This is a genomic window from Sphingopyxis sp., assembly GCF_040216815.1.
Taxonomy (GTDB): domain Bacteria; phylum Pseudomonadota; class Alphaproteobacteria; order Sphingomonadales; family Sphingomonadaceae; genus Sphingopyxis.
This window is the reverse complement of sequence record NZ_JAVJOJ010000001.1, coordinates 41,202-55,536: the sequence shown is the minus strand read 5'-3', so window position 1 is coordinate 55,536 and position 14,335 is coordinate 41,202. Positions and strand designations below refer to the sequence as shown.

The 14,335-nt window shown below is 65.4% G+C and carries 12 protein-coding genes; 8 read left to right on the top strand and 4 right to left on the bottom strand.

Annotated elements, in window-relative coordinates; all coding sequences use genetic code 11:
- Window positions 1-5: 5 nt before the first annotated feature.
- From RIA72_RS00275 to pdxH, 3 genes are all read right to left on the bottom strand, one after another.
- On the bottom strand, window positions 6-2,219 hold the full coding sequence (locus tag RIA72_RS00275) for a TonB-dependent receptor (RefSeq protein WP_350030353.1): 2,214 nt from the start codon (window positions 2,217-2,219) through the stop codon (window positions 6-8).
- Between the two features lie 295 nt (window positions 2,220-2,514).
- Window positions 2,515-3,339, bottom strand: a complete 825-nt coding sequence (locus RIA72_RS00270) for a PhzF family phenazine biosynthesis protein (RefSeq protein WP_350030352.1) — start codon at window positions 3,337-3,339, stop codon at window positions 2,515-2,517.
- Entirely contained in the window at window positions 3,336-3,914 is a 579-nt protein-coding gene (pdxH, locus tag RIA72_RS00265; protein WP_350030351.1) for a pyridoxamine 5'-phosphate oxidase, read from the bottom strand. The genes RIA72_RS00270 and pdxH overlap by 4 nt, the downstream gene beginning before the upstream one ends.
- Window positions 3,915-4,150: 236 nt before the next feature.
- Here pdxH and RIA72_RS00260 point away from each other — a divergent pair, with 236 nt between their 5' ends.
- The 7 genes from RIA72_RS00260 to RIA72_RS00230 all read left to right on the top strand — a co-directional run bounded on the left by RIA72_RS00260 (window position 4,151) and on the right by RIA72_RS00230 (window position 11,877).
- A complete protein-coding gene (locus tag RIA72_RS00260) occupies window positions 4,151-5,074 on the top strand; it encodes a DnaJ C-terminal domain-containing protein (RefSeq protein WP_350030350.1) in 924 nt (307 codons plus the stop codon).
- Window positions 5,075-5,077: 3 nt separating this feature from the next.
- Window positions 5,078-6,145 (top strand): YihY/virulence factor BrkB family protein, encoded by a 1,068-nt coding sequence (locus RIA72_RS00255; RefSeq protein WP_350030349.1) that lies wholly within the window; start codon window positions 5,078-5,080, stop codon window positions 6,143-6,145.
- Window positions 6,146-6,162: 17 nt separating this feature from the next.
- Window positions 6,163-6,990, top strand: a complete 828-nt coding sequence (locus RIA72_RS00250; RefSeq protein ID WP_350030348.1) for an SDR family oxidoreductase — start codon at window positions 6,163-6,165, stop codon at window positions 6,988-6,990.
- Window positions 6,983-7,513, top strand: a complete 531-nt coding sequence (locus RIA72_RS00245; RefSeq protein WP_350030347.1) for a GNAT family N-acetyltransferase — start codon at window positions 6,983-6,985, stop codon at window positions 7,511-7,513. The genes RIA72_RS00250 and RIA72_RS00245 overlap by 8 nt, the downstream gene beginning before the upstream one ends.
- Window positions 7,514-7,516: 3 nt before the next feature.
- Complete coding sequence (gene aroC / locus RIA72_RS00240) at window positions 7,517-8,593, top strand: chorismate synthase (protein WP_350030346.1); 1,077 nt, start codon at window positions 7,517-7,519, stop codon at window positions 8,591-8,593.
- 151 nt (window positions 8,594-8,744) lie between these two features.
- On the top strand, window positions 8,745-10,535 hold the full coding sequence (locus RIA72_RS00235; RefSeq protein WP_350030345.1) for a sodium:proton antiporter: 1,791 nt from the start codon (window positions 8,745-8,747) through the stop codon (window positions 10,533-10,535).
- Window positions 10,536-10,641: 106 nt separating this feature from the next.
- Window positions 10,642-11,877 carry a dicarboxylate/amino acid:cation symporter gene (locus RIA72_RS00230; protein ID WP_350030344.1) on the top strand — a complete coding sequence of 412 codons (1,236 nt, stop codon included), beginning with the start codon at window positions 10,642-10,644 and terminating at the stop codon, window positions 11,875-11,877.
- Window positions 11,878-11,903: 26 nt separating this feature from the next.
- On the opposite strand, the gene RIA72_RS00225 is transcribed toward RIA72_RS00230, so the two are convergent.
- Window positions 11,904-12,722 carry a hypothetical protein gene (locus RIA72_RS00225; protein ID WP_350030343.1) on the bottom strand — a complete coding sequence of 273 codons (819 nt, stop codon included), beginning with the start codon at window positions 12,720-12,722 and terminating at the stop codon, window positions 11,904-11,906.
- 174 nt (window positions 12,723-12,896) lie between these two features.
- Here RIA72_RS00225 and RIA72_RS00220 point away from each other — a divergent pair, with 174 nt between their 5' ends.
- The gene (locus RIA72_RS00220) at window positions 12,897-14,306 is read left to right on the top strand and encodes a cytochrome P450 (protein ID WP_350030342.1); all 1,410 of its coding nucleotides are present in this window, start codon (window positions 12,897-12,899) and stop codon (window positions 14,304-14,306) included.
- The last annotated feature ends 29 nt before the right edge of the window (window positions 14,307-14,335 follow it).

Here is a 14,335-nt window from a genome sequence, read left to right as displayed (position 1 = left end):
CATCTTCAGAATCGATAATCCCACCCCAGCGTAAAGGTCCGCCCGCGCCCGGCGAAGTTGAAGAAATTGTCGGTCGGGCGCTGGGTGTCGCTCGCGTAGCTGATATATTGTTTGTCGAACAGATTCTGCACCGCCAGGCTGATCCCGCCGATGCCGGTCTGATAACGGACCACCGCATCGGTCAGCGTATAGCCTTCGAAATTGTTGCGCGGATCGCGCGCGGGGCCGTCGAAGCGGCGCGAAAGATAGAATTGCGTCTGCACGCGCGCCGACAGCGGCCCCTTGCTATAGGCAGCGGCGATATTCAGGCGGTCGGGCGAGATGTTCGCGCCGTCGAGGTCGGTTTCGACCACGCCGTCGCCGTCATTGTCGAAACGGCCGCTGAGATGCGCATAGCCCGCCGACAGCGTGAGGCCGTCGATCGGCATTTTTATCGCCAGGTTGATTTCCAGACCCTCGATCTCGACGCGCTGGCGCACGACGTCGAAAATGCCGTCGGGCCGCGCGATGAGCAACTGGCCCTCCTTGCTCGACGACCAGAAATAGGTCGCGCTGGCATCGAGCGGGCCGCGCTTGACCTCGACCCCCAACTCGCGGTTGTTCGACACGATCGGCCGAATGTTCAGGAAATTGTCGATGTCGACCCCGGCGGTGTTGACCGCGCGCGTGATGCGGCCGACGTCGGGCGCGGTATAGCCTTCGGCATAGCTCGCATAGAGGCGAATGCCCTTGATCGGTTCAAAAATCGCGCCGCCGTTCAGCAGCACATCGTCGAACGAGGGGCTGCCGCCCGCAACTGCGACGCCGCCATAGGAGGCGAGACCGCACGGCCGCGTCGGCACTGTCGGCGGGGCGGGGCAGGCGACAAAGGTTGTCGCCGCCAGGGTACGGTAATCGTCGATAGTGATCTTCACATTTTCATAGCGTGCGCCGCCCGCGAGGCGCACGACGCCGCCCAGCAATTTCAGATTGGCCTGGCCAAAGGGCGCGAAGCTGCGGAACTTCGTCGGCGGCACCCACGCGCGGCCGGTGGCGATCAGCCGCTGTTCGGTTTCGTCCCACAGCGCGTCGAAGCCGGCAACCAGCGTCAACGCCTCGAGTCCGGGCACCGCGCGCTCGTAACTGATCTTGCCGCCGAACTTGCGGCTGCGGTTCTGCGACTGGTCGAGCAATGTGCCGACAGGGGCGATCGCGGGGTCCTGAAAACTCGCGATCGGATTGGGTTCGCCGCCAAAGGTGTCGCGGCTGCGGTTCCAGAAGATCTGGCTGATGAAATTGCCGCCGCCAAGGTCGCTGTCGGTCAGCGACAGCGCGACGCTTTCGGTGCGGTTGGTGGCGGGGACGCCCGGCGGCGTGCCGGGTTCGGCGCTGGTCGGCAGGCCCGCCGCCTTGTTGCCCGCGACCGGGGCATAATCGCCGTCGCCCTCAAGCTCGAAGCGGCTTGTGATCAGGTCGAGCCGCATCGTGTCGGTGACTTCATAGCCGAGGCGGGCGAAGAGCGAGAGCGCCTTCGAATCCATCGTCTCGCCCTGCGTCAGGTTGATGCCGACCGGGCGGCCCTCGCCGTCGCTGAACAGGCCGCGCAGCTCATAGGCCGCGCCCACCGAGGCGTCGAAGCGCCCGGCCTTGTACTGGACAAGACCTGCGGCCTTGCCGCCCATGCCCGCGTCCGAAAAGTCGTTGTCGGCGGTGCCTTGCAGCAGTACGCGCCCCGAGACCCCGTCTTCGGTCGGTGCGCCGACCGTCACCTGATTGACGATGCCGCCGGTGCCGCCGATCCCTTGCAAGGCGTTCGAACCATAGATGAGCTCGACGCGGTCGACGAAAAAGCCGTCGATGGTAAAGCCATCGCGGCTGCCGTCGCGCAGCGGGGTCGATTGCGGGATGCCATTGATCGCATAGAGCGGCGAGCGTCCGCGCAGCGTCTCGCCCGCGCCCGACAATTTCTGCCGCGTCGGCGAAAAGCTGGGGGTCAAGGTCGCCACCGCATCCGTCACCGACCCCGAAATCGCGATCTGCTGATCGAGCATATCCTTGTCGATGACGTCGATCGTCAGCGGCAGCGCGTTGGGCGGCAGGATGGTGCGCGCGGCGGTCACGACAATCGTACCCTCGGCGTCGCCCGCCAGCACATCGTCCGCCGGCGGGGCATCCTGCGCGAGCGCCGGGACGGGAAGCGCGCTCGAAAGCAGCGCCGCGGCAAGCCATTTGCGATTCATTGTCAACTCCTGCTCGGAGGGCCGCTAGTGCGACACATTCGCAAAAGCAAGGCTTTTCGCGGGGGAGGCGGGCGGCGTGGCGGGGTTCGGCTGGAAGCTGCCCTTGCTCCTCCCTGCGGCGAAACCGTGGGGAGGGGACCGCCGTAGGCGGTGGAGAGGCCGCGAACGTGCGCGAGCGCCGGGTGCCTGATCCCCTCCGTCAGCGCTGCGGGCTGCCGCTTCCCCATCGCTTCGCGACAGGAAGGAGTTGGTGCGGCTGCTCGCCCAAAGACGCTCTTCGCCTACGGGCGGCGCTTTACAGCAGGAAATCGCCCACCAGCGTCGTGACACAGGTGCCGGTGAGTTCGACCATGTCGCCATCAAGGCGGCAGCCGACATGGCCCCCCCGCGCGCTCGCCTGATAGGCGGCGAAATGGTCGCGGCCGAGGCGTGCGGTCCAATAGGGGGCCAGAACGCTGTGCGCCGACCCCGTCACCGGGTCTTCGTCGATCCCGGCCCCCGGTGCAAAGGCGCGGCTGACGATGTCGGCGCCCGACGGATCGCCCGCACCCGGTGCGGTCGCGATATACAGAATATCGCCGCCCTGGCTCAGCGCGCGAAAGTCGGGTGCGAGTGCACGCACGCTCGCCGCGTCGGCGTAAGCGATCAGTGCATAGCCATTCTCGTGCCATAGCGTTTCGACCGCTTGCCCGCCGAGCGCGCGAACGATGTCGGGCATCGGCTTTGGTGCAGGGCGATAGGCGGGCAGGGCCATCCGGTAGCCTGCTTCGTCCTCGCCATTGCGCGCGACGCGCAAAATGCCCGCCTTGCGCGTACGAAAGCGCATGTCGTTCCGCCATTGCGCGGCCGACAGCAACACATGCCCGCTCGCGAGCGTCGCATGGCCGCACAGCGCGACCTCGACGCCGGGGGTGAACCAGCGCAGCTCATAATCGGCCTCGCCGCTTTCGTCGGGCACCAGAAAGGCGGTTTCGGCAAGGTTATTCTCCGCCGCAATGGCTTGCAGCGTCGCATCGTCGAGCCATTCGTCGAGCGGCATGACCGCCGCCGGATTGCCGGTAAAGGGCCGGTCGGCGAAGGCATCGACACGGCTGATGGGCAGGCGGCGCGCAGCGCTCATGGGTATAGATATCCTTTCGTCCAGCCTTCGCCGATGCGTTCGAACAGCGTGCGTTCGTGCAGCCGGTGGGCGCGGTCCTGCCAAAACTCGATGCGTTCGGGGGTCACGCACCACCCCGACCAGCGCGGCGGGCGGGGCACATCCTGTCCCGCGAACCGCGCCTGCATTTGGGCGAAACGCGCCTCGAAAATCGCACGGTTTTCGAGCGGGCGCGACTGATCGCTCGCCCATGCGCCCAGCTGGCTGTCGCGGCTGCGCGTTGCAAAATAGGCGTCGGCCGTGGCGTCATCCACCGGCGTCACGGCGCCCTCGATCCGGATCTGGCGGCGGAGCGATTTCCAGTGGAACAAGAGCGCGACATGCGCGTTCGCGGCAAGCTCGCCCCCCTTGCGGCTGTCGAGATTGGTGTAAAAGACGAAGCCGTCCGGCCCATGACCTTTCAGCAGCACCATGCGCAGCGACGGGCGCCCGTCCGGCGTCGCGGTGGCAAGCGCCATCGCGTTGGCATCATTGGGTTCGCTGGCGCGCGCTTCGGCGAACCAGCCGTCGAACAGCGCAAAGGGATCGTCGGTCATCGAAAGCGGTCATAATGTGGTGCGGCGAAATGGTCGAGCAAAAGGCACGCCCCTCAACTGATCGTCATCCCGGCGACGGCCGGGATCTCAACCTCGCGCTGTAAAGCATTGGCGAGATCCCGGCCGTCGCCGGGATGACGGGGCGAGAGATGGAACTTGACCCTTTCGCGGCTCATTCCCACATGGCGGCGCAATCGGGCTTCACGCCCAGTCACTTATCGGGTTACAGGAGAAAAATGGCCGATCCCTATTCCACCCTGGGTGTTGCAAAGAGCGCGAGCGAAGCGGAGATCAAATCCGCCTATCGCAAACTGGCAAAGGAATTGCATCCCGACCGGAACAAGGACAACCCCAAGGCGGCGGAGCGTTTTTCCGACGTCACCAAGGCGTATGACCTGCTTTCGGACAAGGCAAAGCGTGCCCAGTTCGACCGCGGCGAGATCGACGGCGACGGCAATCCGGCGATGCCTTTCGGCTATGGCGGCGGCGGCGGTTTCCGCGGCGATCCGCGCGGACAGGGCGGCTTTTCCGGATTCGGTAACGATGGCGCCGATTTCGGCGATATTTTCGAAGGGCTTTTCGGCGGCCGCGGGGGCGGTGGGCCGTTCGGCGGCTTTGGCGGGCGCAGCGCGCCACCGCCCAAGGGCGCCAATATTCCCTATCGCCTGCCCGTGTCTTTCATCGACGCGGCCACGCAGGCGCCGCAGCGGATCACGCTGGCCGACGGCGGAACGATCGACCTCAAATTGCCGGCGGGGGTGGAGACGGGGACCCAGATGCGCCTTGCGGGCAAGGGACAGCCGGGGCCGGGCGGCAATGGCGACGCGATCGTGACGATCACGGTCAAGGACCATCCCTTTTTCGTGCGCGATGGCGCGAACATCCGGCTCGACCTGCCGGTGACGCTGGCCGAAGCGGTCAAGGGCGCGAAGGTCAAGGTGCCGACGGTCGACGGCCCGGTGATGCTGTCGATCCCTGCCGGTTCCTCGTCGGGCAAGCTGATGCGCCTCAAGGGCAAGGGTTTCGGCCAGAAGGGCGGCGGGCGCGGCGATCAGCTGGTGCGGCTGATGGTCGACCTGCCCGCCGACGATGCCGCGCTGGTCAAGCTGCTCGGCGAATGGAGCGATCCGCGCGACGTGCGGGCGGACCTCGGCGTGTGATGCGTGGCTGAGGCCAATAAAAACGGGCGCGCTGCGGCGCTGGAGCGCGAGGTCGCCGACGAGGTCGGCAAGGAATATCTGGCCGAGGGCCATTCGCCCGAATCGCCCGAGGCACGCGCGGAACAGGCAAAGCGGGTCCATCTGCGCGCGCGGGCGCAGGGGGTGATCGAACGGGGGCGCGAACAGCTGGGCCCCGGCACGCGCGCCTATCGGGTGGTTCGCCGCGTTGTCGTCGGCACCTATACCGACGGCTTCATCCACGCGGGCAACCTTGCCTATCTGGCGCTGATCGCCCTTTTTCCCTTCTTCATCCTGCTCGCCGCGGCGCTGTCGCTTTTCGGCGGCAGCGTTGGCGGCGAACGCGCGGTCGAGGCGGTGTTTTCGACGATGCCGCCGACGGTCGCCAAGGCGCTGTCGGGTCCGATCCGCGAGGTGATGGCGGCGCGCACGGGGATATTCCTGTGGCTGGGCGCGCTGGTTGCGCTCTGGACCGTCGGCAGCCTGATCGAAACGGTGCGCGACATTTTGCGGCGCGCCTATGGGACGCATTTCAGCAAGGGATTCTTCCATTATCGCCTGCTCTCGATCGGCATCATCACGGGGGCCGTCGTGCTGATGCTCCTGTCCTTTTCGATGCAGGTTCTGATCGTCGGGGTCGAACAGTTCGTCGCCCGCTTCCTTCCCGAACAATATCAGGATTGGGGCATCGTCCTCATCTCGCGCGCCGTGTCGGGGTTTGGTCTGTTCGTCGCCATCTATCTGCTGTTCTACAGCCTGACGCCCTCGAAATACCGGCGGCTCAAGCGGTGCCCGAAATGGCCCGGCGCGCTGTTCACGACCTTGTGGTGGATCGGCGTCACGCTCGCGCTGCCACCCCTGCTCGCCAGCCTGCTCAGCTATGATGCGACCTATGGCAGCCTGGCGGGCGTGATGGTTGCGCTGTTCTTTTTCTACCTCGTCGGATTGGGTATGGTGATGGGCGCCGAACTCAACGCCGCGCTCGTCGAGGTTGAGGATTTGGGCCATGACGCTATTGGGCGCGTGGACGACGTGACAGTCGAAGATAAATAAGGCCGGAGAAAACGGAAATGACGGGTCTGATGAAGGGCAAACGCGGGCTGATCATGGGGCTTGCGAACGACAAGTCGCTCGCCTGGGGCATTGCCAGGGCGTTGCACGCGCATGGGGCGGAGCTTGCGATCTCCTATCAGGGCGAGGTGATGGCAAAGCGTGTCAAGCCGCTCGCCGACCAGCTCGGCTGCGATTTCCTGATCGACTGCGACGTCGCCGACATGGACAATCTCGACGCCGCCTTTGCGACGCTCGGCGCGCGCTGGCCGACGATCGATTTCGTCGTCCATGCGATCGGCTATACGAACAAGGAGGCGCTGCGCGGGGCCTATGCCGATGTGACGCTCGACGATTTCCTGATGACGATGAACATCAGCGTCTACAGCTTTACCGCGGTCGCCAAGCGCGCGGCGGCGATGATGACGCCCTTCGATCCCGAAACGGGGACGGGCGGCGGTTCGCTGCTTACCTTGAGCTATTATGGCGCCGAAAAGGTGATCCCGCACTATAATGTCATGGGCGTCGCCAAATCGGCGCTTGAAACCAGCGTCAAATATCTCGCCAACGACTATGGGCCGCAGGGGGTGCGTGTGAACGCGATTTCAGCGGGGCCGATCAAGACGCTCGCCGCGTCGGGCATCGGCGATTTCCGCCTGATCCTGAAATGGAACGAATATAACGCCCCGCTGCGCCGCAATGTGACGATCGACGATGTCGGCGGGTCGGCGCTTTACCTCCTGAGCGATCTTGCGAGCGGGGTGACGGGCGAAACGCACCATGTCGACGCGGGTTATCACACGATCGGCATGAAGCAGGAAGACGCGCCGGACATAGCGCTTGCCTGACGGCCTTGTCATCCGCGCGGCCCGCGCAGAGGATGCCGACGCCATCGATGCGGTCATTCGCGCCGCGTTTTCCGCAACCCCGGCCGGGCATCAGGGCGAAGGCGAACTGGTGCGGATGCTCGAAGCCGATGGCGATGCGCTGGTGTCGCTCGTCGCCGATGGGGACGGCGTGATCGCGGGGCATGTGCTGTTCAGCCGGATGGCTGTCGAGGCCGATGGCCGCGCGATGTCGGCGGCGGGCCTGGCGCCGGTGTCGGTCGTACCCGATCATCAGGGACGGGGGATCGGCGCCGCGCTGATCCGCGCAGGGCTAGATGCGCTGCGCGAAGGGGGCATCGCGATGAGCTTTGTGCTGGGGCACGCGGATTATTATCCGCGCTTTGGCTATTCGCCCGATCTTGCGGCGCGTTTCGTTTCGCCCTTTTCGGGCCCGCATTTCATGGCGATGATGCTGGACAGCGCAGCGGAATGGCCGCAAGGCGGTCGGGCGGATTATGCGCCCGCATTCGACCGGTTGGGGTAAGCAATGAGTTTCAACAGCTTCGGACGTGTCCTGCGCTTTACGACGTGGGGCGAAAGCCATGGGCCCGCGCTCGGCGCGGTCGTCGATGGCTGTCCGCCGCGGCTGTCGCTGTCCGAGGCGGACATCCAGCCCTTTCTCGACAAGCGCCGCCCCGGCCAGTCGCGCCATACGACGCAGCGGCAGGAACCCGACCAGGTGCGCATCCTGTCGGGCGTGTTCGAGGGCAAGACAACGGGCACGCCGATCAGCCTGATGATCGACAATGTCGACCAGCGATCGAAGGATTATGGCGAGATCGCGCAGGCCTATCGCCCCGGCCACGCCGATTATGCCTATGACGCCAAATATGGCATCCGCGACTACCGCGGAGGGGGGCGGTCGAGCGCGCGCGAGACCGCTGCGCGCGTCGCCGCGGGCGGCGTCGCGCGGCTGGTGATACCGGAGGTTCAGATTCACGCCTGGGTCGCCGAAATCGGCGGCGATGCGATCAATCCCGAAAATTTCGATCTCGAAGAGATTGATCGCAATCCCTTTTTCTGTCCCGATCCGGCCGCGGCGCAGCGCTGGGAAGGGCTGATGGATTCGGCGCGCAAGGCGGGCAGTTCGCTCGGCGCGGTGATCGAATGCGCGGCGAGCGGGGTTCCCGCCGGCTGGGGCGCGCCCATTTATGCCAAGCTCGACGCCGACCTCGCCGCCGCGATGATGGGCATCAATGCGGTGAAGGGGGTCGAGATCGGCGCGGGGTTCAACGCCGCGCGCCTCCGCGGCGAAGAAAATGCCGATGCGATGCGCCCCGCGAGCGACGGCAGCAATCGCCCCGATTTCCTGTCGAACAATGCCGGCGGCATCGCGGGCGGCATTTCGACCGGCCAGCCGGTCGTCGTGCGCGTCGCGTTCAAGCCGACCAGTTCGATCCTGACCCCGGTGCCGACCGTCAACAAGGCGGGCGAGGCGACCGACATCGTCACCAAGGGGCGCCACGATCCCTGTGTCGGCATCCGCGGCGCGCCGGTGGTCGAGGCGATGATGGCGCTGGTGCTCGCCGACCACAAGCTGCTCCACCGGGCGCAGTGTGGCTAGCTTGGTTGGGCTGGTTTGAAACACAAGCTCACACCATGTCGTCAATCCGGCGAAGGCCGGAATCTCACCGTGGCGTTTTGCAGTGGCGGCGAGATTCCGACCTTCGCCGGATTGACGATCGAGATGAAGATGAGCAGGCTCCGGTGGTAAAATGATCGACGTCGCCCGCGCCTTTGTCACTGAATATCAGGCGATCATCGGCCTCGTTGTCCTCGCGCTGATGTTCGTCGGTTTCGTGATGGAGCGCTTTCCCGCAACCGTCGTGGCGATCCTTGGCACCTGTACCTTCCTGTTCCTCGGCATCCTGTCGGGGCGCGACCTGTTTTCGGTCTTTGCCAACCCGGCGCCGGTGACGATCGGCGCGATGTTCATCCTGTCGGGGGCGCTGCTGCGCACCGGCACCCTGGACGCGATCGCCAGCCGGATCATCGCGCGCGCGCAGCGGCATCCCAAGCTGGCGCTCGCCGAAATGTTCCTGGGCGTCTATGTCGCGTCGGCCTTTCTCAACAACACGCCTGTTGTCGTGGTGATGATCCCGATCATGCTCCGCCTTGCCGCGGCGCTCAACATCAGTGCGAAGCGGCTGCTCATCCCGCTGTCCTATGTGGCGATCCTCGGCGGCACGACGACGCTGATCGGTACCTCGACCAACCTGCTCGTTGCCGCGGTGGCGGAGGAGAATGGGCTCGATCGTTTCGGCATCTTCACTATCACGCCCGTCGGGCTGATCGCCGGCGTCGTCGGCGCCTTTGCGCTGCTTTCGATCGCGCGCCGCTTTCTGCCCGACGATACGACAAGCCAGATCGCGCTCAGCCAGGACCATCGCTCCTTCCTTTCTGAAGTGCGGATATTGAAGGGCGGCAATCTGGTCGGGCGGCGCGTCGGCGACGTGCCCTTCGCCAAACGCGCGAACGTGAAGCTTGTCGGGCTGAAACGCGGCGTCGCGCTCCGCCGCACGGCGCTCGCCGACGAAAAATTGCAGGCCGACGACCGGCTGGTGCTTCGCCTCGAACTTGCCGAGCTGCTTTCGCTGCGCGCGAACAAGAATGTCGCGATCGGGCTGACTGCGGGGCACGACGATGTCGAACAGGATGAAGAGGAAATCGTCGAGGCGATGATCGCGCCCAGCCATCCGGCGATCGGCCGCCGCCTGATCGAGATTCCCTTTCTCTCGTCGCTGCGCGTCCGCATCCTCGGCATCGCGCGCTTTCGCAAGACCCCCGGCCCCGACCTTCCCAATGCGCGCATTCAGGCGATCGATCGTGTGCTGGTCACGGGGCCGTCCGACCAGATCGAACAGATGTACGGCAATCCGCACCTGTATGGCGTCGGCTCGACCACCGAGCGCGAATTCCGCCGCAGCAAGGCACCGATCGCGATCGGCGCGCTGCTCGGCGTCATCCTGCTTGCGTCGCTCAACGTCATGGACATCGGCGTTGCCGCGATCATCGGAGTCGGGCTGATCCTCGTCACGCGCTGCATCGACGCGGACGAGGCGTGGGATTCGATCGACGGCAATGTGCTCGTGCTGATCTTCGCCATGCTCGCGGTGGGGCTCGCGCTCGAAAATTCGGGCAGCGTCGCGCTGGTCGTCGGCAAGCTCACCCCCATTCTGGCCGATGTGCCGCCATGGGGGCTGGTGCTTGCCACCTATGCCATTTCGGTGCTGCTGACCGAGGTGGTGACGAACAATGCGGTCGCCATCCTGGTGACGCCGCTGGCCATCGCCGTGGCGCGCGATCTGGGGGTCGATCCCTATCCGCTGGTCATCGCCGTGATGTTCGCGGCATCGGCCAGCTTTGCGACGCCGATCGGCTATCAGACGAACACGCTCGTCTATGCTGCGGGGAACTACCGCTTTGTCGACTTTTTCCGCGCGGGTATTCCGATGACGCTGTGCGTCGGCGCGGCGACGATCGTGGCAATTTCCATGCTCATCTAACGCCCGGTCGGCGCCGTGGGCTCTGGACGCTGGCGCCGATTTGGTGAAGGGTGCGCGCCGATTGCGCGGCGGCGGGGAGCCGTCGCGGGGAGGGAAAGGATATAATATGGGGTGGTGGTTTCGGATTCCTTTGTGGCAGCGCGTCATCGCCGCGCTGATATTGGGTGTCCTGACGGGGTTTCTGTGGGGGCCCGAAGCCGCCAGCATCAAATGGATCGGCGATTTCTTCATCAAATCGGTGAAGATGCTCGTCGTCCCGCTGATCTTCTTTTCGCTCGTTTCGGGGGTCGCGGCGATCGGCGACCTGCGCAAGCTCGGCAAGGTCGGCGGGCGCGCGATGCTGCTCTTTGTGATCACCGGCCAGATCGCCGTGTGGCTCGGTCTTGCGCTTGGCACATTTATTCAGCCCGGCCTGGGCGTCGACACGAGTGCGATCGAACGCGGCGTGGTGCCCGAGCCGGCATCGACCGGCTGGACCGACATGATCCTGTCGATCGTCCCCGAAAGCCCTGTGCAGGTGATGGCCGATGTCCAGGTGCTGCCGCTGATCGTTTTTGCGCTGCTTATCGGCATCGGCATCCTGATGGCGAAGGAAGAGGGCGCGCCGGTCGCCAGGATTTTCGACAGCGGCGCGGTCATCATGCAAAAGGTGACGATGCTCGTCATGGAGCTGACACCCTTTGGCGTTTTCGCGCTGATGGCATGGGTCGCGGGCGTGCTCGGCCTCGACGCGCTGCAATCGCTCGCGCAGCTGGTCGGGCTCAACTATCTCGGTTGCCTGCTCATCATCTTCGGCATGTATCCGCTGATGATCCGTCTCCTCGCGAAAGTGCCCGTCGTCGGCTTTTTCCGCGGGATGATCGACGCGATGGCGGTCAGCTATTCGACCGCATCGTCGAACGCGACGCTGCCCGTTACGCTGCGCTGTGCACAGCGTAACCTGGGCGTGTCGCCCAGCGTGGCGAGCTTTGTCATCTCGCTCGGTGCGACGATCAACATGAACGGCACGGCGATGTATCTGGGGCTGGCGACGCTGTTCGGCGCGCAGATTTTCGGCGTCGACTTGAGCCTTGCCGACTATGTCATGATCTCGGTCACGGCGACGCTGGGCGCGATCGGTGCCGCAGGCATTCCGGGCGCCGGCCTCATTATGATGGCGCTCGTTTTCGGCAGCGTCGGGGTTCCGCTCGAAACGATCGCTTTTGTCGCCGGGGTCGACCGGATCATGGATATGATGCGCACCACCACCAATGTCACGGGCGATGCCGCGGTTGCGGTGACGGTGGCATCGATGACCGGCGAACTCGATGTCGAGGAACTCGCGTCGGCGGACGACGTCTAGCTGCGACCTGGTCGCTCGGTCCGTCTCTAGTCCTCGCGTACCCGGTTGGGACGATCGGCGCGGCTTGGCCGCTGCGCGGGGGCCGGACGCGCGACCGGCGCGGGCGGCGCTGCGCGTGGGCTGGGCATGGCGGCCGACGGCGCTGCTCGCGGCTGGGGCCGCGTCACGGTCGCGGGGCGCGCCGCCGGTGCCGGGCGGTCGCGGCGCGTCGCGGCAGGATCGCGCCGGTTCACGCCATCTCTTCGCGGCCGCGAATACATCTCGCCCGGCTCGGTCGCGGGCAGGTTGCGGATCGCACGCGGTGTCCCGGTCGCCCCGTCGACAGGGCGGCGTGGCCGTGTGCCGCGCGGACCGTCGCGGTCGCCATCGCGGTCGCCGCGGTTCCAGCCCGGCCGGCCGTCGCCGCGCGGGCGGTCGTCGTCGCGGTCGCGGTGCCAGCCGGGGCGGCCCGGCTTGCCGTCGCCGCGCCTGCCATGATGTTTCCACCACGCGCGCCGACCGCCCCAATAGTTCAGATAATGGTCGCGCAGCGGATAGCGGTTGCGATAGCGGTCGAACATCCACAGGCCGTGACCGGGGTAATAATAATCGTCGTACCAGCCACCGCCGAACCCGATCTGGACGAACCCGCTGCCATAATCGGCCGCGTCATAGCAATCATAGCCGTAGCCATCGTCATAGGCATAGCCGTCATAGTCGTAATAGGCCGAACCATAGCGCGCCGCGCAATCGCCGCGCGCGGCATAGCTCGCGCCATAGACGTCGCCATAATAGCAGCCGCCGAGCGTCGTCGTCGCGATCGCACCGAGAGCGATGGAGAGGGGGCGTTTGAAAGCTGTGGGCATGCGGCGGTCCTTCGGCGGTCGCCGGGGTGCGACCTTTCCTGATTTGCAAGACTGCCCGAGTCGAGTTGAATTTGCGGTGAATGGTGTCCGGCCGGGCGCAAAGCCTTACTTGCACGGCTGTCAGTAGTGCGTTACCCATCCCCGTCACGACAGGATGGACGAGGAAATGCCCTGATGAATGCGCCGACGCAAATCCGCCCCGCGAACAGCCGCTGGTCCGCCGCGCGCTTCGGCCCCGACACGCGGCATTGGTTGCCGCGCAATCCCGACAGCGCGATCGACCATATTCCGGGCGAGGACGGGTTGCCGGTGCTGGGCAATACGCTCGACCAATTGCGCGACTATCCGGCCTTTGCGCGCCGCATGGTCGACCGATATGGCCCCGTCTATCGCAACAACAGCTTCGGCGGGCGCAGCGTCGCGCTCCACGGGCCCGACGCGAACGAACTGGTCATGTTCGACCGCGACAAGATTTTCTCGTCCGAACAGGGTTGGGGACCGGTGCTGAACCTGCTCTTCCCGCGCGGGCTCATGCTGATGGATTTCGAAAAGCATCGCGCCGACCGCAAGCTGTTGTCGGTCGCGTTCAAACCCGAACCGATGCGCCACTATGCCGACGCGCTCAACGAAGGGATCAAGGGCCGCATCGCGAGCTGGAGCGGCAGGACGTTCAAATTCTATCCCGCGATCAAGGAACTGACGCTCGACCTCGCCGCCACCAGCTTCCTCGGCATTCCGTGGGGACCGGAAGCCGATAAGGTGAACAAGGCGTTCGTCGACATGGTGCAGGCGTCGATCGGGATCGTCCGCCGCCCGCTGCCGTTCACCGCGATGGGACGCGGCGCACGCGGCCGCGCCTTTCTGGTCGATTATTTCAGCCGGATGGTTCCCGAACGCCGCGAAGGCGCGGGCGAGGATATGTTCAGCCAGATCTGCCGGACCAGGGACGACAATGGCGAATATATGTCGGTCGATGCGATCGTCGACCATATGAACTTTCTGATGATGGCGGCGCACGACACGATCACCAGCTCGATCACCACGCTGGTCTGGCAATTGGCGCGTCACCCCGAATGGCAGGACAAGCTGCGCGAGGAGATGCTGGCGGTCGCTCCGGCAGGCGAGGGCGTCGGGCACAACAGCCTGGGCGAGCTCGAGCTGACCGAATGGGCCTTCAAGGAAGCGCTGCGGCTGGTCCCTCCGGTGCCGAGTTTCCCGCGCCGCGCGCTCAAGGATTTCGAGTTCGGCGGCTATCGCATTCCGGCGGGCACGTCGGTCGGCGTCAGTCCGGCCTATACTCATATGATGGAGGAGCATTGGCCCGAACCCGACAAATTCGATCCGATGCGTTTTTCGCCCGAGGTTGCGCGCGGGCGCCACAAATATGCCTGGGTTCCCTTCGGCGGCGGCGCACATATGTGCCTGGGGCTGCATTTCGCTTACATGCAGGCGAAGATTTTTTTCCATCATGTCGTGACCACGCATCGCATCATCGTCGATCCCGGCTATGCTCCCGAGTGGCAGATGCTGCCGATTCCGCGGCCAAAGGACGGGCTGACCGTGCGGTTCGAGCCATTGGCATAAGGCGGACTTGCCGCGCGAGCGTTGCTCGC

Excerpts from the sequence above, each read along its gene's own strand:
- RIA72_RS00250 (WP_350030348.1), top strand. The coding sequence starts at position 6,163 with ATGACGGGTCTGATGAAGGGCAAACGCGGGCTGATCATGGGGCTTGCG.
- RIA72_RS00275 (WP_350030353.1), bottom strand. The coding sequence starts at position 2,219 with ATGAATCGCAAATGGCTTGCCGCGGCGCTGCTTTCGAGCGCGCTTCCC.
- RIA72_RS00220 (WP_350030342.1), top strand. The coding sequence starts at position 12,897 with ATGAATGCGCCGACGCAAATCCGCCCCGCGAACAGCCGCTGGTCCGCC.
- RIA72_RS00235 (WP_350030345.1), top strand. The coding sequence starts at position 8,745 with ATGATCGACGTCGCCCGCGCCTTTGTCACTGAATATCAGGCGATCATC.
- RIA72_RS00225 (WP_350030343.1), bottom strand. The coding sequence starts at position 12,722 with ATGCCCACAGCTTTCAAACGCCCCCTCTCCATCGCTCTCGGTGCGATC.
- RIA72_RS00230 (WP_350030344.1), top strand. The coding sequence starts at position 10,642 with ATGGGGTGGTGGTTTCGGATTCCTTTGTGGCAGCGCGTCATCGCCGCG.
- aroC (WP_350030346.1), top strand. The coding sequence starts at position 7,517 with ATGAGTTTCAACAGCTTCGGACGTGTCCTGCGCTTTACGACGTGGGGC.
- RIA72_RS00270 (WP_350030352.1), bottom strand. The coding sequence starts at position 3,339 with ATGAGCGCTGCGCGCCGCCTGCCCATCAGCCGTGTCGATGCCTTCGCC.
- pdxH (WP_350030351.1), bottom strand. The coding sequence starts at position 3,914 with ATGACCGACGATCCCTTTGCGCTGTTCGACGGCTGGTTCGCCGAAGCG.
- RIA72_RS00260 (WP_350030350.1), top strand. The coding sequence starts at position 4,151 with ATGGCCGATCCCTATTCCACCCTGGGTGTTGCAAAGAGCGCGAGCGAA.